The sequence below is a fragment of the Chryseobacterium sp. AG363 genome (assembly GCF_003610675.1).
Taxonomy (GTDB): Bacteria; Bacteroidota; Bacteroidia; order Flavobacteriales; family Weeksellaceae; genus Chryseobacterium; species Chryseobacterium cucumeris.
In genome coordinates, this window is record NZ_RAQF01000005.1 from 317,965 (window position 1) to 343,027 (window position 25,063).

Annotated in this window: 20 protein-coding genes and 1 riboswitch; of the genes, 10 read left to right on the plus strand and 10 right to left on the minus strand. The window is 37.3% G+C overall.

Annotated elements, in window-relative coordinates; translation table 11 throughout:
- Positions 1-59: 59 nt before the first annotated feature.
- Complete coding sequence (tsaE, locus tag DEU39_RS19870) at positions 60-467, minus strand: tRNA (adenosine(37)-N6)-threonylcarbamoyltransferase complex ATPase subunit type 1 TsaE (protein WP_120233117.1); 408 nt, start codon at positions 465-467, stop codon at positions 60-62.
- A gap of 103 nt (positions 468-570) precedes the next feature.
- Here tsaE and dnaG point away from each other — a divergent pair, with 103 nt between their 5' ends.
- Both dnaG and clpP read left to right on the plus strand, forming a co-directional pair.
- On the plus strand, positions 571-2,556 hold the full coding sequence (gene dnaG / locus DEU39_RS19875; protein WP_120233118.1) for a DNA primase: 1,986 nt from the start codon (positions 571-573) through the stop codon (positions 2,554-2,556).
- Between the two features lie 112 nt (positions 2,557-2,668).
- Complete coding sequence (gene clpP / locus DEU39_RS19880) at positions 2,669-3,355, plus strand: ATP-dependent Clp endopeptidase proteolytic subunit ClpP (protein ID WP_027373257.1); 687 nt, start codon at positions 2,669-2,671, stop codon at positions 3,353-3,355.
- Between the two features lie 182 nt (positions 3,356-3,537).
- Here clpP and DEU39_RS19885 read toward each other — a convergent pair whose 3' ends face one another.
- The gene (locus DEU39_RS19885) at positions 3,538-4,641 is read right to left on the minus strand and encodes a T9SS type A sorting domain-containing protein (protein ID WP_120233119.1); all 1,104 of its coding nucleotides are present in this window, start codon (positions 4,639-4,641) and stop codon (positions 3,538-3,540) included.
- Positions 4,642-4,703: 62 nt separating this feature from the next.
- Positions 4,704-4,895, minus strand: a riboswitch (cobalamin riboswitch).
- Between the two features lie 225 nt (positions 4,896-5,120).
- On the opposite strand from DEU39_RS19885, the gene DEU39_RS19890 reads away from it, so the two are divergent.
- Complete coding sequence (locus tag DEU39_RS19890; RefSeq protein ID WP_120233120.1) at positions 5,121-6,389, plus strand: esterase-like activity of phytase family protein; 1,269 nt, start codon at positions 5,121-5,123, stop codon at positions 6,387-6,389.
- 75 nt (positions 6,390-6,464) lie between these two features.
- Here the strand turns inward: DEU39_RS19890 and tpiA are convergent, their stop codons facing one another.
- The 5 genes from tpiA to DEU39_RS19915 all read right to left on the minus strand — a co-directional run bounded on the left by tpiA (position 6,465) and on the right by DEU39_RS19915 (position 11,598).
- Positions 6,465-7,223, minus strand: coding sequence for a triose-phosphate isomerase (gene tpiA / locus DEU39_RS19895; protein WP_079240960.1), 759 nt, complete (start codon positions 7,221-7,223; stop codon positions 6,465-6,467).
- A 52-nt stretch (positions 7,224-7,275) separates the two neighbouring features.
- Positions 7,276-9,402 (minus strand): S9 family peptidase, encoded by a 2,127-nt coding sequence (locus tag DEU39_RS19900; protein ID WP_120233121.1) that lies wholly within the window; start codon positions 9,400-9,402, stop codon positions 7,276-7,278.
- A gap of 30 nt (positions 9,403-9,432) precedes the next feature.
- Positions 9,433-9,780: a TerB family tellurite resistance protein gene (locus DEU39_RS19905; protein WP_034692300.1), complete on the minus strand. Its 348-nt coding sequence runs from the start codon at positions 9,778-9,780 to the stop codon at positions 9,433-9,435.
- A gap of 140 nt (positions 9,781-9,920) precedes the next feature.
- A complete protein-coding gene (locus DEU39_RS19910) occupies positions 9,921-11,030 on the minus strand; it encodes a BT_3928 family protein (RefSeq protein ID WP_120233122.1) in 1,110 nt (369 codons plus the stop codon).
- A 1-nt stretch (position 11,031) separates the two neighbouring features.
- A complete protein-coding gene (locus DEU39_RS19915) occupies positions 11,032-11,598 on the minus strand; it encodes a DUF1599 domain-containing protein (RefSeq protein WP_062671258.1) in 567 nt (188 codons plus the stop codon).
- 312 nt (positions 11,599-11,910) lie between these two features.
- Between DEU39_RS19915 and folP the strand changes: the two genes are divergently transcribed.
- The 7 genes from folP (at position 11,911) to ilvA (ending at position 20,274) form a co-directional block, all read left to right on the plus strand.
- A complete protein-coding gene (gene folP / locus DEU39_RS19920; protein WP_120233123.1) occupies positions 11,911-12,777 on the plus strand; it encodes a dihydropteroate synthase in 867 nt (288 codons plus the stop codon).
- A gap of 368 nt (positions 12,778-13,145) precedes the next feature.
- Complete coding sequence (gene ilvE, locus DEU39_RS19925) at positions 13,146-14,018, plus strand: branched-chain-amino-acid transaminase (protein WP_062671254.1); 873 nt, start codon at positions 13,146-13,148, stop codon at positions 14,016-14,018.
- Between the two features lie 180 nt (positions 14,019-14,198).
- Positions 14,199-15,881, plus strand: coding sequence for a dihydroxy-acid dehydratase (gene ilvD, locus DEU39_RS19930; RefSeq protein WP_120233124.1), 1,683 nt, complete (start codon positions 14,199-14,201; stop codon positions 15,879-15,881).
- Positions 15,882-15,887: 6 nt separating this feature from the next.
- Entirely contained in the window at positions 15,888-17,612 is a 1,725-nt protein-coding gene (ilvB, locus tag DEU39_RS19935; RefSeq protein ID WP_120233125.1) for a biosynthetic-type acetolactate synthase large subunit, read from the plus strand.
- An 11-nt stretch (positions 17,613-17,623) separates the two neighbouring features.
- Positions 17,624-17,905: a hypothetical protein gene (locus DEU39_RS19940; RefSeq protein ID WP_062671248.1), complete on the plus strand. Its 282-nt coding sequence runs from the start codon at positions 17,624-17,626 to the stop codon at positions 17,903-17,905.
- Between the two features lie 48 nt (positions 17,906-17,953).
- On the plus strand, positions 17,954-19,000 hold the full coding sequence (ilvC, locus tag DEU39_RS19945; RefSeq protein WP_034692308.1) for a ketol-acid reductoisomerase: 1,047 nt from the start codon (positions 17,954-17,956) through the stop codon (positions 18,998-19,000).
- Between the two features lie 11 nt (positions 19,001-19,011).
- Positions 19,012-20,274, plus strand: coding sequence for a threonine ammonia-lyase (ilvA, locus tag DEU39_RS19950; RefSeq protein ID WP_120233126.1), 1,263 nt, complete (start codon positions 19,012-19,014; stop codon positions 20,272-20,274).
- Positions 20,275-20,872: 598 nt separating this feature from the next.
- Here ilvA and DEU39_RS19955 read toward each other — a convergent pair.
- From DEU39_RS19955 to DEU39_RS19965, 3 genes are all read right to left on the minus strand, one after another.
- Positions 20,873-22,342, minus strand: coding sequence for a M20/M25/M40 family metallo-hydrolase (locus DEU39_RS19955; RefSeq protein WP_120233127.1), 1,470 nt, complete (start codon positions 22,340-22,342; stop codon positions 20,873-20,875).
- Positions 22,343-22,350: 8 nt separating this feature from the next.
- The gene (locus DEU39_RS19960; RefSeq protein WP_062671616.1) at positions 22,351-22,587 is read right to left on the minus strand and encodes a hypothetical protein; all 237 of its coding nucleotides are present in this window, start codon (positions 22,585-22,587) and stop codon (positions 22,351-22,353) included.
- Positions 22,588-22,662: 75 nt separating this feature from the next.
- Positions 22,663-24,990 (minus strand): hypothetical protein, encoded by a 2,328-nt coding sequence (locus DEU39_RS19965; RefSeq protein WP_228436855.1) that lies wholly within the window; start codon positions 24,988-24,990, stop codon positions 22,663-22,665.
- Positions 24,991-25,063: the final 73 nt, after the last annotated feature.

Sequence of the window (25,063 nt, forward strand, 5' to 3'; positions counted from 1 at the left end):
TAAATTATGTCTTACAGATTGTTTTTTACACTCAATTAATGAGCAAAGATACATAATATTTAATCGAATGAAATCTCTCTGTTTTCACCCGTATTTACAATGCTCATTGTATGGTAGTTAAGACCATAAAGGTCATCTTCATAGACTTCCGGCCATTCGATGATGCATAAAAAAGAGTTGTCCAGATATTCTTCAATTCCGATATCATAGACTTCTTCAATGTTTTTTAAGCGGTAAAGATCAAAATGAAATACTTTCCCTTTTTCGGTATTGTATTCATTGACAATAGAGTAAGTGGGAGAGTTTACTTCGTCATTACTGCCCATGTTTTTAAGCAGAAATTGAGTGAATGTGGTTTTACCTGCTCCCAGGTTTCCCTTTAATAAAAGAATATTATGTTGTAATTGAGGAATGATGCTGTCAACAACTTCCTGCCAGTCTTCGATTGTATTGATAGTGAACTGCATATATTAGCAAATTTATTTTGCAAAAATAATGATAAAACTTACTAAATATAATGCACTTGTATTATATAATTGTAAGGTTTTTTTTTATGTGTATTTTTGTACTATGATTTCCAAACAGACCATTGATAAGATATTCTCCACGATCCGCGTTGAAGAGATTGTGGGCGAATATGTGCAGTTGAAAAGAGCAGGGTCTAATTACAAGGGGCTCAGTCCTTTTCATGATGAAAAAACACCCAGTTTTGTAGTTTCTGCCAGTAAGCAGATCTGGAAGGACTTCTCCACAGGAAAAGGAGGAACGGCGATCTCTTTCCTTATGGAAATTGAAAATTTTACGTATCCTGAGGCACTCCGCCACGCTGCAAAAAAATACGGAATTGAAATTGAGGAAGACCAGCGTGAAATTTCTGAAGAAGCAAAAAATGCCCAGACAGAAAAAGATCTGCTGTATAAAATCCATGAGGTTGCCAATACTTATTTTCAAGAGATCCTTTGGGATGATCAGGAGGGCAGAAGCATAGGTCTTTCTTATTTCAAAGAAAGGGAGTTGAGGGATGATATCATTAAGAAATTCCAGCTGGGATATTCTCCCGAGAAGAAGAATGCTTTTACAGCTTATGCCCTGGAAAAAGGATATAATAAAGAAATTCTTGAAAAATCAGGACTTTCTATTTTTCCTGAAAATACTCCTGCAGGCGTAGACCGTTTTAGGGAAAGGGTTATTTTCCCTATTCACAGTTTTTCTGGCAGGGTTTTAGGCTTCGGAGCAAGGATTCTGAAGAATAATGTCAAAACTGCAAAATACCTCAATTCCCCGGAAACCGAGATTTATCATAAATCCAATGTTCTTTACGGATTAAACCAGAGTAAGCAGGCTATTTCCAGGAAGAATGCCTGTCTTTTGGTGGAAGGATATATGGACGTGATTTCGCTTCATATGTCCGGAATTGAAAATGTAGTGGCAAGTTCAGGAACTTCTTTGACGACAGAGCAGATCAAACTGATTAAGAGGCTTACAGAAAACGTAACGATCCTTTTTGATGGTGATAATGCCGGTATCAAAGCCAGTTTCCGAAGTATTGATATGTTACTGACTGAGGGAATGAATATCCGTGTTCTGCTTTTCCCTGATGGAGATGACCCGGATTCCTTTGCCAGAAAACACCCGCAGGAATACGTTGAAAAGTATATCGAAAATGAAGCGATGGATTTTATCGACTTCAAGGCGGAAATTCTCCTGAGAGATATCGGAAATGATCCGATTAAAAAGGCTGAAGCAATCAGAGATATTGTGAAATCTGTCTCTTTCGTACAAAATGCCCTGAAAAGAGAGGTTTATCTGAAAGAGGTTTCCAATAAATTCGGGCTTTCTGAGCAGAGTCTTTTCAATGAACTGGATGTTCAGAAGCAGATCACACAGAATCAGACCCATCATGTTCAACAGCAGCAGAAAGAGAAAACATCCGCTCCAAAGATGGAGGTTGTGCCTTTGGATCAGGAAAAAGAAGATCCTTTTCTGTATGATGTATTGTTCATGGAGAACAAACTTGTTGAACACATGCTGGCATTTGGAGATATTATTCTGAAACGTAGAAATGAACAAGGAGAAGAATATCAGATTACAGTAATTGAGGAAATTCTTCATCATTTTGAAGAAGAGCAGTATGAATTTTTAGTTAAAGGGAATGAAATCATTATTACTCAGGTGAGGGAAGGAATTCAAAAAGATGAGTTGAGAAGTGGAAACTTTTTTGTATCTTTTATGGACGAAGAAATTACCACAAAGGTTGTAGACGCTCTGATCCCGTTGGATGAGCTTGAAAACTGGGCTTCCAGAAATATTTATCCTCCCAATTACGGTGATAAAGTGGCAGATCAGATCAAGGGAGATGTTTTGCTGCACAAATTCAGATATATTGATTATTTAATCACAGAAACAGATAAAGAGCTGGATGTGTACAGGGATACTGATGAAGGAAAGTACTATGAGCTTATCAAGAAAATTACGCTATTGAAACAAGCTTCCATGCGATTGAGTAATATCATTGAATATTCACCTATCAAAGGAATCTATGGTAGAAAACGGTAATTTTTAAGTCAGTTATTTTAATATTCTGTGACAAAAAGTCCTATAAAATTTTAGGAATAAATATTGTAATTTAAACTTCGAGAATATTTAAAAAATAATACATAATAGAAATATGGACATTAAAAAAGAATTCAGAGATTTCTCTGTAAAACATTTAGGAAACAACGGTTTGGTTACCGATCAGTATATGGGAATGTATGGGCCTACGAATCTTACTCCGTACATCATGGAAGAGAGAAGATTAAACGTTGCTCAGATGGACGTTTTCTCCCGTCTGATGATGGACAGAATTATTTTCCTTGGAACAGGTATTGATGATCAGGTAGCAAACATCGTTACGGCTCAGCTTTTATTCCTGGAAAGTGCTGACCCTTCAAAAGATATTCAGATCTACATCAACTCTCCTGGTGGTAGTGTATATGCAGGTCTAGGTATTTATGACACCATGCAGATCATCAAGCCGGATGTAGCGACAATCTGTACAGGTATGGCTGCTTCAATGGGAGCTGTATTACTGGTTGCCGGAGAAAAAGGAAAACGTTCTGCGCTTAAGCATTCAAGAGTAATGATCCACCAGCCTTCAGGAGGTGCTCAGGGGGTTGCTTCTGATATGGAAATCAACTTGAGAGAGATGTTGAAACTGAAGCAGGAGCTTTATGAAATCATCGGTCATCACTCAGGACAAACGTATGAGTGGGTAGAAAAATCTTCTGACAGAGATTACTGGATGACTTCTGAAGAAGCTAAAGGTTACGGAATGGTAGATGAGGTTTTACAAAGATCCACAGAGAAAAAATAATTGATGATAACATCATCAGAAAACCGCACCAATCTGGTGCGGTTTTTTTGTTGGATTATATTTTAATCACTCATTTTACATTCGCTGGAGGGGTGGCAATAATTCAAAGAATTTTTGACGGGCGGTTGTAACAGTATATTTTATCCATATCCTCACAAAAAAAGCGCCTTGAGGCGCTTTCTCTATTTCTTAACAATCTTATGTACCGTAGAACTTTCAGCTGTTTTAATCTCCACAAAGTAAACTCCTGAGTTTAAAGAATGAATATCAATCTTAGTAACCTGAGAAGTCATTATTTTTTGTCCTGTCACAGAGTAAATATTCACTTCTTTCAGTTTCTCAGCCGTTTCAATCTGAATGAAATCACTTGCCGGATTTGGATAAATATTGAATTTTTTCTTGGTCACAGAAGAAATTCCTAAAGTCAGCTGTGCCTCGGTGGGGGTAAATGGTCTTCTTTGCCCGAAACTTAATCCAAACCAGTCATTGTTACTCAGTTGAATCTGAGAAAGATTGGCTTTTGTTTGCCAGCTTGATAGATCTTTTCCTTTATATAACTTCCAGCTGTCTGATCCGGAAGTATTTCCAGTAAATGAATTCAATGTTAAATTAGTAATCTGATTATTCGCTGATGCAAAATTGAAATAGGAAGCTTGAGACTGGATCAGTTGTAACGCCTGTTCAGCAGTTATGCTTCCGTTATATTTAATTCCAAAAACAAAAGAATTGGCATTTCCGTTGGCATTATCAGTTCCGAAATCAATAACGACAAGACTTTTATTAGTTCCGCTTCCTACCCAGTTTGTAACCTGCGAGGGAACAAACCAAGCAGAACTGTAGGCTGGAACTGGTGGGGAAGGCATTGTAGGAGGGGAAAAACTATAAGAAGCTCCATACCATCTTCCGTCCACTAAAAGATCATTGTTCACACCATTATTGAATGCCATAGTTGATGGAGTGTTTCCTGACCAGGTTGACCAATAGTCGTCAAGGCTGGGAGTATGATGATTGTAATTTAAACTGTACAGAAATCCGGATGGTATTTCAATTTCCATTTTAGGTTCTGCAGCGGCAATAGCAGTAATCATGTCTTCCATGGTTAAGCCATTTCCGTCAAAACGGTATCCCCAAGCATAAGAATTTGGGGTGCTGTCATCATTAAAGTCTGCAATGAAATATGCTTTTTTAGAACCGGTTCCTACCCAAAATTTAATGTCGTTTTCTGTGAATTGGGCCGACAATACCTGCATGCAAAGCAGTAAGAAAAAAAGATAGATTTTTCTCATGATATAATTAATTTAAAGTTTTATTCCCGAAACTTATCTTCAGAGCAGAACTAATTCTTTCTCTGAATCTGGTGTTTTAAGGCAGGTCTCCTGGCTCACATCTTACAACTTCCTTCCCGGATTTTCAGATCCAGTGGTTTTTGTGCAGTAAGTTTAAACAGTTTACAGTTGCGGGTACAGCTCAAGATTTGAATATTATTCTCACTTGATTCCCTATTAATGAACATTGTTCAGCCTTAAAACGCTGCAAATATATCATATAAATTGATAAGTCCGTTTTGTGAATTATTTTCCTTTAAAAAAAATGATTTTCAAATTGATTAATAATTTGGTTGGATTGTCGGTTTTTCATTTTTAAATAGATTCTTTTCTTATTTATCTTCAATGCATTCTGTCTGTTCAATTGTTAAAAAACAATTATCATTGTATTTAAGATCAGTTTACAATCAAGTCCTATTTTCGCAGCCATAAAATAGCATATGAAAAAATTACTATGTTCTGTGGGTATACTGGCTGTATTGGCTTCATGTAAAAGTGATGACGATATCGCAATGGTTAATCAGGATATTAATTATTCCAAACTCCCTCAGGAGTTTCCATTTTCAAAACTGACTACGATAAACGGAGTGGATGTTATCAACGGAGGTTTTGGATCCGGAGCTGCGGCTCATCCTACCAGAAAAGGCGAATTCTATGTCATTACCGATAGAGGACCTAACACCGACTTGCAGAATGGGAAAAAGTTTCTTACTCCTAATTTTACTCCAACCATTATGCATTTTAAAATCAATGCTGACGGAAATGTAAAGGTCATCAAATATATTAAACTTAAAAATCCATCCGGACAGCCTATTACCGGACTTCCAAATCCTGTTGGAATGGGGAGCACAGGGGAAGTAGCATATGATGCTTCCGGAAATGTCTTAGGTACTGATCAGTATGGTCTTGACAGCGAAAGTATTGTTGCTGCCGCTGACGGTACATTCTGGGTTTCTGATGAATATGGACCGCATATTGTACACTACAGTGCTGATGGAATGGAGATGGAAAGAATAAGCCCGATCGGAGTAAATACAGGACCAAGAAAATTACCTGCTGTTTTAGCGAAAAGAAGAGCCAACAGAGGAATGGAAGGACTTTGTATGAGCCCGGACGGAAGAACGCTGGTAGGAACCATGCAGTCGATGATGTATGTTCCCAGTAAGGCATTGGCTGCCAATAAAACTTTAACGAGAATTGTCACATTTGATACGGTTACAGGGCAGACTAAACAGTTTCTATATAAGCAGGAAGGAGGAGCTTCTGATTCAGTGTGCGATATTACCGCATTAAGCAATAATGAATTCCTGGTGATTGAAAGAGATGGAAATTTCGGTTCTCAGGGAGGAATAAAAAAAGTATACAGAATCAATCTTAGCAATGCAACAGATGTAAACGGAGCCGATATCACCGATGTGGACGGAATGAAAGTTAACGGAAAAGCTTTAGAGCAATGTTCATGGGATGAAATTACCAATGCCGGAATAAAAGCTGTTACCAAAACATTAGCCGTAGATCTGGTAGCAAAACTGGGTTATGAACATGATAAATTCGAGGGAATTGTTTATTTAGGAAATAATAAACTGGCTGTTTTCAATGATGATGACTTTGGAGTAGTGGATGATGGAAACGGAAATCCAAAAGCTAAAATTTTGCCTAAAACGGGTAAAGTAGACAAAGGAACAATGTATGTAGTCGATATTCAATAATTAGATTTTTTTAACGGAAAAGCGGCGGAATCGAAGATTCCGCCGCTTTTTATTGGATAATATATCAATCCTCTATTAATTAAAAGCTTCAATAATCTTAGAGAAATCCTCTAATTTTAAAGCTGCTCCTCCGATAAGACCACCGTCGATATCCGGCTGAGAGAAAATTTCTTTTGCATTGTCTGGTTTTACAGAACCTCCGTAAAGGATAGAAACCTCGTCAGCAACTTCCTGTCCGTATTTTGAAGCAATAATATTTCTGATGTGAGCGTGGATTTCCTGAGCCTGCTCAGGACTAGCCGTTTCTCCGGTTCCTATAGCCCAAACCGGTTCATAAGCAATCACTACTTTTTTGATTTCTTCAGCAGAAAGCGTGAAAAGAGCTACTTCAGTCTGGTTTTTTACTACCTCAAGGTGCTGTCCTGCTTTTCTCTGCTCAAGAGTTTCTCCGTTACAGTAAACAGGAATAAGACCTTTGTCAAGAGCTAATTTGATCTTTCTGTTACAGTGAGAATCTGTTTCTCCGTGATATTGTCTTCTTTCAGAGTGCCCGATTAGTGAACCGGTTGCATCAATGGATTCCAGCATATCTGCAGAAATTTCACCAGTATAAGCGCCACTTTCATACTCGCTCATATCCTGAGAAAATACTCCGATTTCATCCTTTTCAAAAACGTCTTTTGCCATCATCAAATACAATGCTGGGGGAGCAATCCAAACCTCACAGTTCGTTGCATTGTTGTTTTTATAGCTTAGTAACTGAATCATTAATTGTTGTGCATCAATTACATTTTTGTTCATTTTCCAGTTTCCTGCAACTATTTTTCTTCTCATAAGATTTAAATATAGATTTATTTATTTTTTAATTTTCTTTTTGCAAAACTTATTACTTAGTAATCCCTTCCAGTTTAAACATGAAAGCATATACCAAAGCTACATCCTTCAGATAATCAAACCTTCCGGAAGCGCCACCATGGCCATATTCCATATCTGTTTTCAATAACAGTACATTTTTGTCCGTTTTCATATCTCTTAGCTTGGCAACCCATTTCGCTGGTTCAAAATATTGTACCTGAGAATCGTGTAATCCTGTTGTTACCAAAAGATTCGGATAGTTTTTCTTCTCTACATTTTCATATGGAGAATAAGATTTCATATAAAAATAAGCTTCCTTATTATTGGGATTTCCCCATTCGTCATACTCATTGGTCGTAAGTGGAATACTAGTGTCTAACATCGTATTCACTACATCTACAAATGGAACCTGTGAAATAACACCATTCCATAAATTAGGACTCATATTGGCTATAGCACCCATCAGTAAACCACCTGCACTTCCTCCCTGAGCGTAAAGATGCTTAGGTGAAGTATATTTTTCTTTAACCAGATACTCTCCGGAATCGATGAAATCGGTAAATGTGTTTTTCTTTTTCATCATTTTTCCATCTTCATACCACTGTCTTCCCATTTCCTGACCTCCGCGGATATGAGCAATTGCATATGCAAAACCCCGGTCCAAAAGGCTCAGTCTGGTGCTGCTGAAACTGGCATCCATAGAACTTCCATAGGAACCGTAAGCGTAGAGTAGAAGAGGGTTGTTCCCATCTTTTTTGAACCCTTTTTTATAAACAATGGAGATTGGAATTTTCGTTCCGTCTTTTGCTGTGGCAAAAAGTCTTTCCGTTGTATAATTGTCTTTATTGTAACCTCCCAGAACTTCCTGTTGTTTTAAAAGAACTCGTTTTCCGGTTTTTAAATCCTGTTCATACTGAGAACTTGGTGTAATCATAGAAGTATACCCAAAACGGAAATTATCCGTGTTATATTCAGGGTTATCCAGCGAATAAACAGTATAAGCAGGTTCATCAAACTTTAAAAACTCCTTTTTTCCTGTTTTTCTGTCATAAATTACCAGTTGGGAAAGTCCGTTTTGTCTTTCACTGAATATCAGATAATTTTTAAATGCAGTAACATCCTCCATGAGAACATCTTTTCTGTGCGGAATAAAATCCTTCCAGTTTTCAACTCCCGTTTTATCTAAAGGAGTTTCTACAACCTTAAAGTTAAGAGCATCTTTATTGGTTGTTACCAAAAATTTATCTTCAAGTGAAGTTACATCATAAAGTACATTATTGATCCTTGGCTGAAAAATTTTGAAATTTCCGTTAGGATCATTGGCATCCAGATACCTGGTTTCAGAAGAAGTGGTAGCACGGGAATCAATCAGGATAAACTTATTGTTTTTTGTTTTTCCTACACTGATATAGTTGGTTTTATCTTTTTCTTCATATACCAGAATATCTTTACCGGAATCTGTTCCCAGCGTGTGTCTGAAAATTTTTTCTGTTAAAAGAGTCTCAGGATTTTTAGAAGTATAGAAAATTGTTTTGTTATCATTGGCCCATGTTGCAGAACCTGTTGTATTTTTAATACCAAGATCCGTGATTTCTCCTGTAGAAAGATCTTTTAAAAATAATTTGTACTGCCTTCTGGAAACATCATCCACTCCGTAGATCATTTTTGTATTATCCGGACTTATGCTGAAGCCTGCAGCAGAATAATATGGATGACCTTCTGCCATTTTATCTACATCCAGAAGAACTTCTTCCGGAGCAGTAAGGCTGCCTTTCTTCCTGCAGTATTTAAAATACTGTTTTCCGGTCTCTGTGCGGCTGTAATAGTAATATCCGTTTCTAAAAACAGGTACAGATTCATCCTTCTCCTTGATTCTGGCCTTCATTTCCTGGAAAAGCTTTTCTCTGAAGGGTTCAGTATCCTTCATCATGTCTTTCCAATACGTGTTTTCAGCCTTTAAATAATCAACAACTTTGGTAGAATCTTTTCCTTTTTTAAAATAATCAATCATCCAGTAATAAGGATCATTAACCTTATCACCGTGGATTTCTCTGATATGTTCCTGCTTTTCTGCAACAGGAGTCTTCATATTGGGAAATGTCTGAGATTGAAATGTAGATGCACTCATTACTAATAGTCCTAGATAAATTTTTTTCATGGTATTTTTTGGCTTGGATCTGTTCTTAGATTATAGTCCCCAAAGATTTTTCAACAGTACGTAGAACGTATGTTCCTCTTCCGTTACTTTATTGTCTGCTTTGATCAGTGATTTTGCAAACTGAACAAATTTCACACGCTCGTCCTCTGTAGAATCTTCGTGGAAACATCTTGCATGGAATTCAAAATGATCTTTCCATTCCTCAGGCTGTAAAAGAGCCAGGGTTTCAAGTTCATTATCAAGATTCATTCTGAAAGGAAATTCATCTGCCATGTATTGCTGTACCAGCATTCCTTCCTCAGGAGCAAATTCTCCATCTACAGAAGAAAGGATCATAAGTAAATGATAACCGGCGATTGATTTATTTGATTTTTGCATGAGTTGTTGTATGTTTAAGTTTAGTGTTTAAATTTGATAATTGATAATTGATAATTGATAATTGATAATTGATAATTGATAATTGATAATTGCATACAAATATCTGTCGTAACATATCATTTATAATTCATCATTTATAATTAATCAACGTAGTCCTTTGCAGGTTGTTTGTCTACAATTTTTCCGTTTTCAAGAATCAGTACAAATGGGTTGCTTCTTGCTATTGTTTTGATGGCAGTTCCGTCCATTAGTACATTCTTGATAGTTTTAAAAGTATTCGGTTCTGTAGAAATTCCGTAGATAAGAGCACCTTTCTGTGTATTTACTTTCGTTTCCACTTTCTGAAGCATGTCTGCAGGAACATCTTTTGGATGATAGGAGAAAACAAGAACGGCTTTTGGTGCGTTGATGATTTCATGGGTAACTTCCATTCCTGTAGGATCTTCAATCTTGAATTTTACAATTTCAGATTTATATCCTTCTTTGATCAGGACAGATTCGTTTTTCCCATCTTCAATTTTCCATGGAGAGCCTTCTGCCCAGTATTCTGTTTTTTTGATATAATCATCCTGATTTACTTTTACAACAGCTCCTGTTTTCTGATTTTTCAATGTGTAGAAAGTTTTATATTCGGAAGGATTTTTATCAATTTTTGCTTTTTCAGCTTTAATGTCTGTTCCTATTTTATAATCACGGAAATCTATGATCGGTTCATGCATAATTCCTTGAGCCATAACATAAATCATTCCTAAAGAAAATACTGTTAAAAGGATATATTTAAATGTGTTGGAAGACTCTTTCGGAGTAACTCCATATTCATCTTTTTTACGGAAATCTTTTCTGTAAAGGATGAATAAAATAATCAATCCTACCAGCAGCACAACGTCTTTTAAGAAGCTCTGCCAAGGAGTGAATTTGATAGCATCTCCAAAACATCCACAATCTGTTACAACATTGAAATACGCTGAGTAAAAAGTAAGAAATCCGAAGAAAATACAAAGTGCAATTAATATGGATAAGGTAAATTTAAGCTTTAATTTAAGCAGCAGCATAAATCCTAAGAAAAGCTCCAGTACCACTACAATAATGGAAAATAACAGGGCAAACTTTTCTAAAAATGGCATGTTGAAAACCGGAGGTGCGAAATATTCTTCCATTTTGAAAGAAAAACCTACCAGATCCACGGCTTTTACAAAGCCTGAAAGGATAAAAATAACAGCAATAATAAAGCGTAATAAACCTTTGAGCATATTAAATATTTTTGGGTTCGAATTGATTTTCTTTTTCTGAGAATTTGATCAGGCAGAAGACTGCATAATTCAGCATATCGAAATAGTTGGCATCAAGCCCTTCCGAAACAATGGTTTTTCCCTGATTGTCCTCAATCTGTTTAGTTCTTAATACTTTCTGATAAATAAGATCTGTGATTGAAGAAATTCTCATATCCCTCCATGCCTCACCATAATCATGATTTTTTCTTTCCATCAAAGCTTTTGCTTCATTGGCATACTTATCATAAAGGCCTAAAATTTCTTCTTTATTTTCATTGAAATCATTGGAAAGGCCTTTCTCCAGCTGAATAAGTCCAATGATAGAATAGTTCACAATGGCGATAAATTCATCTTCTTCACTCTCATCCACCATTTTTTTATCAGTCATCTGCAGTGTACGGATCCTGTTGACTTTGATATAAATCTGATCCGTAATAGAGCTTGGTCTTAAAACCCTCCATGCTGCACCATAATCCTGTAATTTTTTACCGAAAAGATCACGGCACTGACTGATAACTTTCTCGAACTGTACTGATGTTTTTAGCATAAATTTTCTTAATCTTCCAAATATACGAATTCGGTTTTAGATTTTTGAATTTGATGAGCTGAGTTTGTGAGTGAGAGGGTGGGAGAGTTTTAGAGTTTCGGGTTTCGGGATTCGTGTTACCGTGGTTTAGAGTAAGAGGGTTTTAGTGTTTGAGAGGGCTTACTTAGCTTCCTGCCTCCAGCTTCCAACTTCCATCCTCAATTTAATCTCTTTTTAAAACTCATAAATCACTAATTTTGCAGCACAGAAATCATTCATCAATTATCAATTATCATTTATCATTTATAATCATCATCTCTCAATACTAAACTCATGCTTTCCAACCTTCCAGCCCTCCAACCCTCCAACTCTCCAACATACTCAATCAACTGCAACGGTCGTTTAGTACAACTGGACACCCCAAAAATCATGGGAATACTTAATATGACACCGGATTCTTTCTCCGATGGCGGAAAGTTCAATAATGAAAAATCAGCATTAAAGCATGCTGAAAAACTGTTGAAGGATGGAGCAGAAATACTGGATATTGGCCCTCAGTCTACACGTCCCAATGCCGAATTTTTAAGTGCTTCCGAAGAAAAAAACAGAATTGGAAATCTGATTTCTCTGATCAAAAAAGAATTTCCGGAAGCCCTGATTTCCCTGGATACTTTTTATGCAGAAACAGTGAGATTTGGATTTAATGAAGGAATTGATCTGATTAATGATATTTCTGGAGGTCAGTATGATACAGAAATGTTTGATACAGCTGCTGAAAAGAGGTTGCCTTACATTCTGATGCATGTAAATCCTTCTTATGAAACCATGCATGATAAAATAAAATTTGAAGATATTACGCTGGAAGTGAACCAGTATTTTGCTAAAAAAACAAAAGAACTTTTAGAAAAAGGAGTGAATGATATCATTCTTGATCCCGGTTTTGGTTTCGGAAAAACAGTAGAAGATCAGATGAAAATGATCCATGAAGTTGAATATCTGGGATTCGGACAATTTCCTCTTTTAATAGGTATTTCCAGAAAGTCATTTATCTACAAACCTCTTGGAAAATCACCGCTGGACATCAATGAGGAAACACAGAAACTGCACATGAAAGTATTGGAACAGGGAGCTAAAATTTTGAGGGTTCATGATGTGGCTGAAGCGAAGGAAACACTGAACCAGTTTTTACGAAAAAAATAAAAAGTGCAAAAAAACTTGTGAGTAATTAAAAAGTTTATACATTTGCAATATGAATTTTACGAATCAGAAAAATATTATTGTCATTTCTATTATTGCTGTTGTCATTAACAACAGTAAGGAAACGGCATTTTAAATAGATTTTAATTTAAATTATATATAAAACCGTTTCAAACTATGAAACGGTTTTTTTGTTTTTAATTTTTTATAGTATAAAAGTATGTATCAGTTATTATCAGTAATTATTATCGTCATTATTATTCCCTTACGGCTGTGAGAAGGAACATGTATGACTGTACATATATTGAGCCCTCTCACACTGTGAGAGGGCTTTTTTTATTCCCATTACTAATTTTTTAAACCTCTATAACATGTATTACAACGACGACACGACCATCTACTTTGACGGAAAATTTATGAAAGCGAAAGATGCCGGAACAGATCTCTACAGCCAGTCACTTCACTATGGGTACTCTGTTTTTGAAGGCATCAAATCCTACAGCACAGATCATGGAACTCAAATTTTCAAAGCAAAAGAACACTACGAAAGACTTAAGAGATCGGCAGAACTCATGCATATTCCTTTTGATTATTCCGTAAATCAGCTTACAGAACTTACCTATGAACTTCTGGATCGTAATGGATTTACAGATGCTTATATCCGTCCGTTGGTTACGTGTTCGCCCAATATGTCACTCTCAAAAGGACAAAAATCTTATCTGTCACTTCTTGCCTGGGAATGGAATAACGGCTATCTGGCAGATAAAATGAAAATCATGACTTCCCCTTTTCAACGTCCTAATCCTAAGGCTTTCAAGGTGGAAGCCAAAGTAGGCGGACATTATGTAAACTCCATATTGGCCTGTCAGGATGCCAAAGACAAAGGATATGATGAAGCACTGGTTCTGGATGAAAACGGAAATGTTGCCGAAAGCTCAGGTGCCAATGTTTTCTATGAGAAAGACGGGGTTTTATATACTCCGGCTAAAGGAAGTATCCTTCCGGGAATCACAAGACAAACCGTTATGGAGATCTGTAAAGAGCTTGACATTCCTGTAAAAGAAACCTTTTTTAAACCACAGGAAATGCGTGGTGCAGATGCAGGATTTTTCTGTGGTACGGCAGCAGAAATTGTTGCCCTTGATTCACTTGATGATGTTCCTTTTACCAAAGATTGGGAAAACACAGCAAGTGGGAGAGTACAACAGGCATATTTAAAATTAGTAAGAGTTCTGTCATTGTAAATATTATGAATTTAAATATTTGATTATCAGTTAAATGGTTCTATTTTCTTAATAATTGAATATTGTAGTTTTTAGAAAAAATGAAAATGAAAAGAATATTACAAAATGTAGTTTTGGATCAAAATTTAGTAAAGAACTCTGTTTGAAGAAAAGGAAAAGAATAGAAAATGTAGGAAAAGTATGTTAAATAAATATTCAAAAACATTCACGCAAAATAGCGAACAACCCGCAGCCAAAGCCATGTTGTACGGGATAGGATTTACAGAAGAAGATATGCATAAGGCTCAGGTCGGAATTGCCAGTATGGGCTATGACGGGAACACTTGTAATATGCATCTGAATGATCTTGCCCAGGTCGTAAAAAAAGGAACATGGAACCACGGATTAGCCGGATTGATTTTTAACACCATCGGAGTAAGTGACGGAATGAGCAATGGAACAGATGGAATGCGCTATTCTCTGGTAAGCCGTGATGTAATTGCAGACAGCATAGAAGCCATCTGTGGAGCACAATATTACGACGGATTAATCGCATTGCCGGGCTGCGACAAAAATATGCCGGGAACCATCATTGCGATGGGAAGGTTGAACAGACCATCCATCATGGTGTACGGAGGAACGATTGCTCCCGGTTGCTATAAAGGTGAACAGCTTAATATCGTTTCAGCTTTTGAAGCATTGGGGAAAAAGATTGCAGGAGAAATTACGGAAGAAGATTTTGATGGGGTTGTGAAAAATTCCTGCCCCGGAGCCGGTGCATGTGGTGGAATGTATACAGCCAATACAATGGCTTCCGCGATAGAGGCTTTAGGAATGAGTCTTCCGTATTCCTCTTCCAATCCAGCTTTAAGCAAAGAAAAACAGGAAGAATGTCTTGAAGCAGGAAAATACCTGAAAGTACTATTGGAAAAAGATATTAAACCTTCGGATATCATGACCCGCAAAGCTTTTGAAAATGCGCTGCGCATGATTGTTATTCTTGGAGGAAGTACCAATGCCGTTCTGCATTTTATAGCTATGGCAAAAAGTGTGGGAGTACCACTTACTCAGGATGATTTCCAGAAGATGAGTGATAAAACTCCGGTACTGGCAGATTTAAAACCAAGCGGGAAATACCTGATGCAGGATCTGTATGAACACGGAGGAATACCATCCGTCATGAAATACCTTTTAAATCAGGGATTATTACATGGGGATTGTTTAACGGTAACCGGAAAAACAGTTGCAGAGAATTTAGAAAATGTTCCCGATCTGGATTTTACGACTCAAAAAATTATTAAACCATTATCAGAACCTGTAAAAGAAACAGGGCACCTGAGAATATTATACGGAAATCTTGCTGAAAAAGGAAGTGTAGCCAAAATTACAGGAAAAGAAGGGGAGCGCTTCGTAGGAAAAGCCCGCGTATTTGATGGCGAAAAAAATCTAATCAGAGGAATTCAGGATGGAACCGTACAGCATGGCGATGTCATTGTCATCCGTCATGAAGGTCCGAAGGGAGCTCCCGGAATGCCGGAAATGCTGAAACCCACCAGTGCTCTGATTGGAGCAGGACTGGGAAGCAGTGTCGCTTTGATTACTGATGGAAGATTCAGCGGAGGAACTCATGGTTTTGTAGTAGGACACATTACTCCCGAAGCGCACGAAGGAGGTTTGATAGCCTTTGTAAACGATAATGACCTGATTGAAATTGATGCTGTCAACAACACCATACAGCTCAAAGTTTCAGAAGAAGAAATAGAAAGAAGAAAAAAAGGGTGGCAAAAACCAGCTCTTAAAGTACAGAAAGGATTGCTTTATAAATATGCATTAACCGTATCATCAGCTGCAGAAGGCTGTGTAACAGATGAAATCACTCAATAAAAAAATATGGAAAATCTGAATCTATCAACAGAAATACAATTGAGCGGAAGCCGGATTATTCTTGAAGCATTTCTTCAGGAAGGGGTGAAAACCGTTTTCGGATATCCGGGAGGTGCCATTATCCCTATTTATGATGCCCTTTATGATTATAAAGAAAATCTGAAACATATATTGGTACGCCATGAGCAGGCAGCAGTACATGCAGCACAGGGCTTAGCAAGAGTCTCAGGAGAAGTTGGTGTTGTATTGGCTACCAGCGGCCCGGGAGCTACCAATCTTGTAACAGGATTGGCAGATGCGTTATTGGATAATACCCCTTTGGTCTGTATTACAGGACAGGTTTTTGAACATCTTCTCGGTACCGATGCCTTTCAGGAAATAGATGTGATGAACGTTACAAGTCCGGTTACCAAATGGAATTATCAGGTAACCGATGCTAATGAACTTCTCGAAGTATTGGCAAAAGCATTCTACATCGCAAAGTCAGGCCGCCCTGGTCCTGTTCTGATTGATGTTACCAAAAATGCCCAGCTGCAGTCTGTTGATTATAAAGGATATTCTCCATGTTCTTCACTGAGAAGCTATAAACCCGATCCTGATCCGTGTTTTGATAGTATTGAAAAAGCAGTACAGCTGATCAATAATGCTGTAAAACCATTTATCATCGCAGGACAGGGGGTTATGTTGGGGAAAGCTGAAAAGGAGTTCTTACAGTTTGCAGAAAAATCAGGAATTCCGGTAGCATGGACGGTTCTGGGAATGAGTGCTATTCCAACTTATCATCCACAAGCGGTGGGAATGGTAGGAATGCACGGAAACTATGGCCCGAATATATTAACCAATGAATGTGATGTTTTAATTGCTGTCGGAATGAGGTTCGATGATCGCGTGACCGGAAGACTGGATCAATATGCAAAGCAGGCAAAGATTATTCACCTGGATATTGATAACGCAGAGATTAATAAAAATGTAAAAGTAGATGTTCCCGTTCTGGGAAACTGCAAACATACGCTTCCTCTTCTTACAGAAAAGATCGTAAAAAGAGAACATCATCACTGGCATAAAAGATTTAAAAAATGTCATGAAATTGAAAGCATCAATCTGATTCATAGGGAGCTCTACCCTGAAGAAGGTGAGATTACAATGGGAGAGGTTATCCGCGAGTTGAATGAGATCACAGATGGAGAAGCAATTATTGTAACAGATGTAGGACAGCATCAGATGGCGACATGCCGATACTCTCAGTTCAAACATTCCCGAACCAATGTCACAAGTGGTGGGCTGGGAACCATGGGATTCTGTCTTCCCGCTGCGATAGGAGCTTCTTATGCAGAAACAAACCGTCCTGTTATTGCTGTGATGGGAGACGGAGGAGCTCAGATGAATATTCAGGAACTGGGAACCATTATGCAGTATCATCCGGAAGTGAAGATCTTAATTCTGAATAATTGCTATCTGGGAATGGTAAGGCAGTGGCAGGAATTGTTTCACGAAGAAAGATATTCCTCCGTAGATATTCAGAGTCCCGATTTTGTTCAGGTGGCAAAGGGATATAATATTCCCGGAAAAAAAGTATCCGAGAGGGAAGACTTAAAATGGGCGCTCCGTGAAATGTTGGATCACAAAGGATCTTTCCTTCTTGAAGTAATGACAGGAAAAGAACACAATGTATTTCCGATGATCCCTCAGGGAAAAAGTGTTTCGGAAATTGTATTAAATAATAAAGTTTAAAAATAAAAAAGATGAAAACAGATCATAAAGAATATACCATTACAGCGTATACAGAAGATTATTTAGGATTGATCAGCCGCATCAATGCTATTTTTTCAAGAAGAAGAATTTCTATGGTGACCTTCAATGTAGGACCCTCAGAAATAGAAAAAGTAAAAAAGTTTGTCATCGTAATCAGAGAAACAGAAGATTCTGTTCAGAAGATCAGCAGACAAATGGAAAAACAGGTAGACGTTCTGGAAGTACATTACCACAGAAATCCATACCTGACGGCAGTAGAATATGCCAGCTAAGTGTAAAAATTAAACATCACAATCAATAATAAATAAAAATCAAAAAAAATGGCAAAATTGAATTTTGGAGGAGTAGAGGAGAATGTAGTAACAAGAGAAGAATTTCCGTTGGAAAAAGCTCAGGAAGTATTAAAAAATGAAGTCGTAGCAGTGATTGGTTATGGAGTACAGGGACCTGGACAGGCTTTAAACCAAAAAGATAACGGAATTAATGTGATTGTAGGACAGAGAAAAAACTCCAAATCTTGGGATAAAGCAGTCGCAGACGGATTTGTACCGGGAGAAACTTTATTTGAAATCGAAGAAGCACTGGAAAAAGGAACTGTTATCTGCTATCTTTTGAGTGATGCCGCACAGATAGAATACTGGCCGAAAGTAAAACAGCATCTTACCCCAGGAAAAGCATTGTATTTCTCTCATGGTTTCGGAATCACATTCAGCGAGCGTACTGGAATTGTTCCTCCAGCCGATGTAGATGTATTTCTGGTAGCTCCTAAAGGTTCAGGAACTTCATTGAGAAGAATGTTTCTGCAGGACAGAGGTTTAAACAGCAGTTTTGCCGTTTATCAGGATGCTACAGGAAAAGCCAGAGAAAGAGTAACAGCATTGGGAATTGCGATAGGAAGCGGATATCTTTTTGAAACCGACTTTAAAAAAGAAGTTTACAGTGATCTAGCTGGAGAACGTGGAACTTTGATGGGTGCTGTACAGGGAATATTTGCCGCTCAGTATGATGTATTGCGAAAAAATGGACACAGCCCTTCTGAAGCCTTTAATGAAACCGTAGAAGAACTGACTCAGTCATTAATGCCTTTGGTAGCAGAAAACGGAATGGACTGGATGTATGCCAACTGCAGTACAACCGCTCAGAGAGGAGCTTTGGACTGGTGGAAACGTTTCAGAGATGCTACTTCACCTTTGTTTGAAGAGCTGTATGATAATGTAGCCAAAGGAAATGAAGCTCAACGTTCCATAGACAGCAACAGCAAACCGGATTATCGTGAAAAATTGGAAGCCGAACTTACAGAACTGAGAGAAAGCGAAATGTGGAAAGCAGGTAAGACGGTACGAAGCCTGAGACCCGAAAACAATTAATTACTAAACAGATGATGAAAGAGGAAGTAAGTTCCTCCGTTCTAGAAAATGTCTATAAAGCGGAGGAACGATTAAAAAATGTAGTGGTAAAAACACCTTTAGCTGTGAATAATAATCTGTCAGCTATTTATGAGTCTAATATTTGTTTTAAAAGAGAAGACCTTCAAAGGGTCAGATCCTATAAAATAAGAGGAGCCTATAATAAGATGGCCACCATGTCTGAGGAAGAACTTTCAAAAGGTGTTGTTTGTGCCAGCGCCGGAAATCATGCCCAGGGCGTAGCTTTTGCATGCCAGACCATGAAGGTTAAAGGAACGATTTTCATGCCTTTGCCAACTCCCGGACAAAAGCTTGAACAAGTGAAGATGTTCGGTGGAGAATACATTGATGTTGTTTTATTTGGAGACACATTCGATGAATCTAAAGATGCTGCGATGAGGTTTTGTAAAGACCATAACAGCGTATTTATCCATCCTTTTGATGATCCGGCAATTATTGAAGGACAGGCAACAACAGCACTGGAGATTCTGGAACAGACAGAAGGTGTGGTTGATTATCTTTTTGTTCCGATAGGCGGCGGGGGACTGGCAGCAGGAGTCTGTACTGTATTTCAGCAGTTGTCTCCGCAAACAAAGATTATAGGTGTAGAACCATCCGCAGCAGCAAGCATGAAAAAAGCCCTTGAAAAAGGGAAACCCGTTCTTCTCGAAAAAATAAGCCGTTTTGTAGACGGTGCAGCCGTACAGCAAGTGGGAGATCTCACTTTTGAACGTTGTAAAGATGTACTATATGATATGGCTACAGTAGATGAGGGACTTGTCTGTGAAACCATATTGTCACTGTACAACAAAGATGCTATCGTGGTAGAACCGGCGGGAGCACTTTCAGTAGCAGTATTGGAAAAATATAGAGAAGAAATAAAAGGTAAAAACGTAGTGTGTATTATCAGCGGCAGCAATAATGATATTACCCGTATGGAAGAAATCAAGGAAAAAGCATTGCTTCATGCAGGACTTAAGCATTATTTTCTGGTCAGATTTCCACAGCGTCCCGGAGCATTGAAAACCTTTGTAATGGATGTACTGGGACCTGATGATGACATCACTTATTTTGAATACACCCAGAAAAATTCAAAAGAAAAGGGAATAGCAGTCGTAGGAATTGCTCTGAAGCAAAACAAAGATTTCATTCCTTTAATTGATAAAATGAAACAATATGATTTCTTTGTCAACTATCTGAACAATGATCCTTCTCTGATGAATTTGCTTATTTAAAAGGATTTAGATGTAAAAAGAGACCTATTTTTTTGATGACATTGAAAAACGACATAAGAAACTGAAGCGTTAAGAAAATGAATTCTGTGAACGTTAAAAAAACTCTATTGTTTGAGTGCGGGACAACATATGATTCTCAACATAGAGTGTTTCCGCACGAGTTTAGAGTTTTTAGAGAACAGATTTCATTTTTAGTTGAAGTTTCTAAGTCTTGAATTTTTGTTTCTTTTGTTTCAAGACAAAAGAAATATGATGAATTAAAAAAATTAACGGTTTCCAATCATAATCAATATTAAATTATTTCGTATTTCAGATTCTAAAAACACAATGATGAAAAAAGCTTCACACTCTGTGAAGCTTTTATGTTTCTGGCAATATCAAATGACATAAGAAAGTGAAGCGTTAAGAAAATGAATTCTGTGAACGTTAAAAAACTCTACTGTCTGAGTGCGGGACAAAATATGATTCTCAACATAGATTGTTTCCGCATGAGTTTAGAGTTTTTAGAGAACAGATTTGATTTTTAGCTGAAGTTTCTAAGTCTTGAATTTTTGATTCTTTTGTTTCAAGACAAAAGAAATATAATTCTTTTTATAAATTATCTTTCAAGCGAAAAATTCGAAATTACTTTCGGACGTTCTATTTCATTAGCTACTTTCCAGGATGTTCTGTACATCCATTCAGTCATTTTATAAAGCTTTTTGTAATTGATATTTTCTGATTCATCCTGTGGAGTATGATACTGATCGTGCAATACACTTGTGAAGAATATTGCAGGAATTCCAATCTTAGCATACGGAAGATGATCACTTCTGAAATAGAAATACTCAGCATGGTTTGGAGAATCCCAATCTTTAAGGTATTTGAACTTTGTACTTTCATTGTTGGAATCTTCGGCCATTTTTACCAGCTCTTCAGAATTTTTGTGAGGAGTATTTCCTCCTAATAGAGCAGCTTCATTATTGTCATTTCTTCCGATCATATCACCATTCAGAACGGCTACAATTTTCTCTTTCGGAACAACAGGATGTGCTGCATGCCATCTTGAACCCAGCAATCCTCTTTCTTCAGCGCCATGGAAAACAAACAGGATACTTCTTTTTCCCGGCTGTTTTTTATAAGCTCTTGCCATTGCTAACATGGCAACACAAGTACTGGCATTATCATCAGCACCGTTGTAGATCGTGTCATTCTTTACAGGATGTCTGATCCCGTCATGATCCTGGTGTCCGCTTAACAGAACATATTCATTTTTAAGAACAGGATCTGTACCATCAATTTTTCCGATAATATTAACGGATGGATATTTATAAGTTTCAGTGATCAGGTTCAGAGAGGCTTTAGGATTGTTTTTTACCCAGCCAGCATTTTCTCTTTTGATCCACAAAACAGGAATATTATTGGTGATTTTTTCTCTTAATCCTTCCACGCCGTAGCTTCCTCTTGTCATTTGAGGCAGAACTTCCACCCAGCTTTGTTCAGAAATATCATCAGTGATGAAAATAATAGCTTTCGCTCCCAATTCAGAAGCTTTATTGTAGTATTTATTTCTTACAAATCCAGGATATCTTCTTACAAAAAGTGTCATATCTTTTGAAATATTCTTGTCAGAAGCGTTTACAGCAAGAACTTTTCCTTTGATATTCAATTTCGCAAGCTCTTCAGGCTCTGCGTTTCCGGCATACACTATGTCAGCATCTAATGAAGCGTTTACAGGTTCAGCGACAAGGAAATCTTTCCATAATTTCAAACTGGTATCTCCGATTTTCAGACTGCTTTGTGGAATTACCTGATGCCTGTACATATCAAAAAACTGGAAAAAAGTTCCGTTATCTCCGGCTGGTTTCATTCCTGCTTCCTTAGCTTTGTCAGCCAACCACATAGAAACTTTCAATTCATCCAGAGTTCCGGCTTCACGGCCCCAGAACTGGTCTGCAGCAAGCTGATACATATCGGTGCGGAGATCAGATTCTTTGATAGCAGAAACTAATGGTTTTTTATAATTCTGAGCATTTCCGAGGGTAAACAGGAAAAGGCTTAACAGAGAAAAAATATAATTTTTATTCATAACATTGCTTAATTAAATTCAGCTAGTTTCTCTGAAAACTGTTTTGAAAACTCCTTTCTGTCTTCTTCCAGTTTTTCCTGTGTAGAAGGTAAAATATAATTAAAAAGGATTTTGTCTTCATTGTCTAAAAAGATAATTTCCTTTTCATTTCCATCAATCATCTGTGAGAAAATCTCCCACATTGGAGTGTCTTTTAACTTTAATAATTCAAAAAACTGTTCTGCTTTGATTTCGATTTTCTGCATGTTCTTTTTTATATATTGTCGTTGAATATTTCTGAATTCTGATTCAAAAATAAAGATTTTGTATTGGAAAGAGTATTAAAACTCAAGAAACTTCAGCTTAAACTGGATGGCGAAGTTTTCCTTGAAATGTGGTGTTGCATAATAACCCACTCTGTAAAATACCCCAAGATTGAAATAGCTGGAAAGGAAATTGTTCCATTCTACACCGACTTCCTGATACAGGTGATCCAGTTTTCTGAATTTAAACTGGTGGTATTCCGGATGTTTCATATCTCCTATAGTTCCTCTTAAAACAAAATCAAAGCTGGAAATATTGTGTCCGAAACTTTTCAGATACCATGGAAGTTTGTGTGTAAAGTAGTATGCAACAAATCTGTCATTATAGTATTTCCCACCTTCCAGCGTTGCAAACCCAAGATAAGAAGTAAGGTTAAAATTAAAATCTTTGCCCGGAGACGCAAGCCCGTTCATCGTAAAGTTTTTCCAGATAGGCGCCCCCCCAAGAACAAGACCTCCATATAATCGGAACCCTGTAGTCCCGATCGGTGTTTTAAAATTATGAACAAACAATGCGTCAAAACGGGAATAATTAAAATCCCCCTGCAGTATTTTGTAACTCTGCTCATAATTAAAATACAGTTCAGGATATTTCTGATCAATCAGAGATTTTCCCTGCGGAGTCATAATATTGGTAGAATTCGGAGAATATTTCAGGGTGAAAAGGGTATTGAAGTTTCTGTAAGATGTTCCCCGGTCTCTGAACTGATAATCGAATTCAGCTTCTTCTGTGTTTCTTCTTACGGCAAGAGCAACGGTAAGTCCATTGGTGACATCGTTCAGGTAAGATAATGACATCCCTTTAAAGTGGAAATACCGGTCATTATTCAAATTATTCCCGAAGTTCATCATTCTCATCTTGAAATTCCACATCTTTCGGTTGAATTCTCCGGATGCTGTTACATCATCATACACTTCAAATCTGAAAAAGGAATTCTTTTCCAGTGTGGTTTTCATATCAAGCCCCATTCCGTACTTCCATTTTCGGTCTTTCACACCATATGCAAAATAGTAGTCGGGTGAAAAATAAGGGTTGAAATTTTCATTCAGCTTGGCTTTTAAACCTAATCTGAAACCTTCATAGGAGTTATAATTGACAATTTCATCCACAGCAAAGTCTACAGAACCGACTCTGATCTGCCCGTTCAGTAAACCTGATAAAATCTGTGCTTTGCTGTCGATTTTATATTTTTTACCTAAACTGTCGATGGTTTTATAGGTATTTTGTTCCCTTTCGGTAAGGGGATCTGTCCTGTAGCGGTCCAGAGATTGACCGTCAATATTTTTTACCGAGAAAGTATAGCCTTTAAAATCCTTTGGATCTTCTTCAATAGGAGATTCGAAATCAAAATATTTTGAGGTAAGGAAAGCATAGGTCCCAAAGCTTTTTTTGTCTTTCTTATCATCGGCATGCACTTTGTCATCCATGGCCATTTTACCCATTTTAAGCTTGGCTTTTTCATGGGCAAGGAACCATTTGTTATTGTAGAATACCCAGGTACTGGTAATAATTCCTTCGTTTTTATTTTTACTGAAATTCTCAATTTTTTTGATTCCGTACGTTTCAGTATCTACATAAATAGCACCGTTATACTTTCGTTTTCTGTCCGGCTTTTTGTAATTTACCTCACGGAAGCGGATTACAAAGTTTTTCCTTCCGTCAAGGGTAACCGTATCTGAAAGAAAGAATCTGTAAAGTCCTCTGTTTTCGGGTTTTATCTGTTCGGGAACAACATCCCTGTTACTTTGCTGGAGTGCGATCATTTCGTAAATAGGCTGCTTCAGACCGGAGATTCTGTTGTCCAGAATATTGATCTTTTCACCATACTTTTTGGAGTACAAAAACTCCTGAGCCCTTTCCCAAAGGAAGAGTTTACTTTTTGAAAATATTTTTCTTGCATTGATATTATTCAGCGAGTCTTTTTCCCTTTTTTTCTTGAAAATATTTAAATCATTAAAATACTGATTAAACTGCGAAAGACTGTCCTCATCAATATCAAGAGAGATTTTTTCGTAGGATTTGTAAGAATAGGAACCTAAACTTTTGGGTGAGTTTTCTTTGAATAATTTATTGACTTTTTTAAGAATTTCCAGAGCTCTGGGGTCACTTTTATCCTCAATAACTACAGCTTCAATATTGGTTGTCTTTGATGTTTTTTTAAGCAGGGAAACTTCCATGCTGCTTTCTACGGTAAGGGTTTCTTTCTGATAAGATTCAGCATCTATATCAATGTTTTTGCATCCGGTTTTAAACTCCAGAATACCCTGTTCATTGGTGTATCCGATAACTGTATTGTCACAGGATACCTTTGCTTTATAGACAGGCTTTTGACTGGCGTCATCCACAACCTTAATTTTTGATTGTGAATACCCCAAAAAGCAGATCAGGAAAAATAATAACAGTAAACCCCTTTTCATG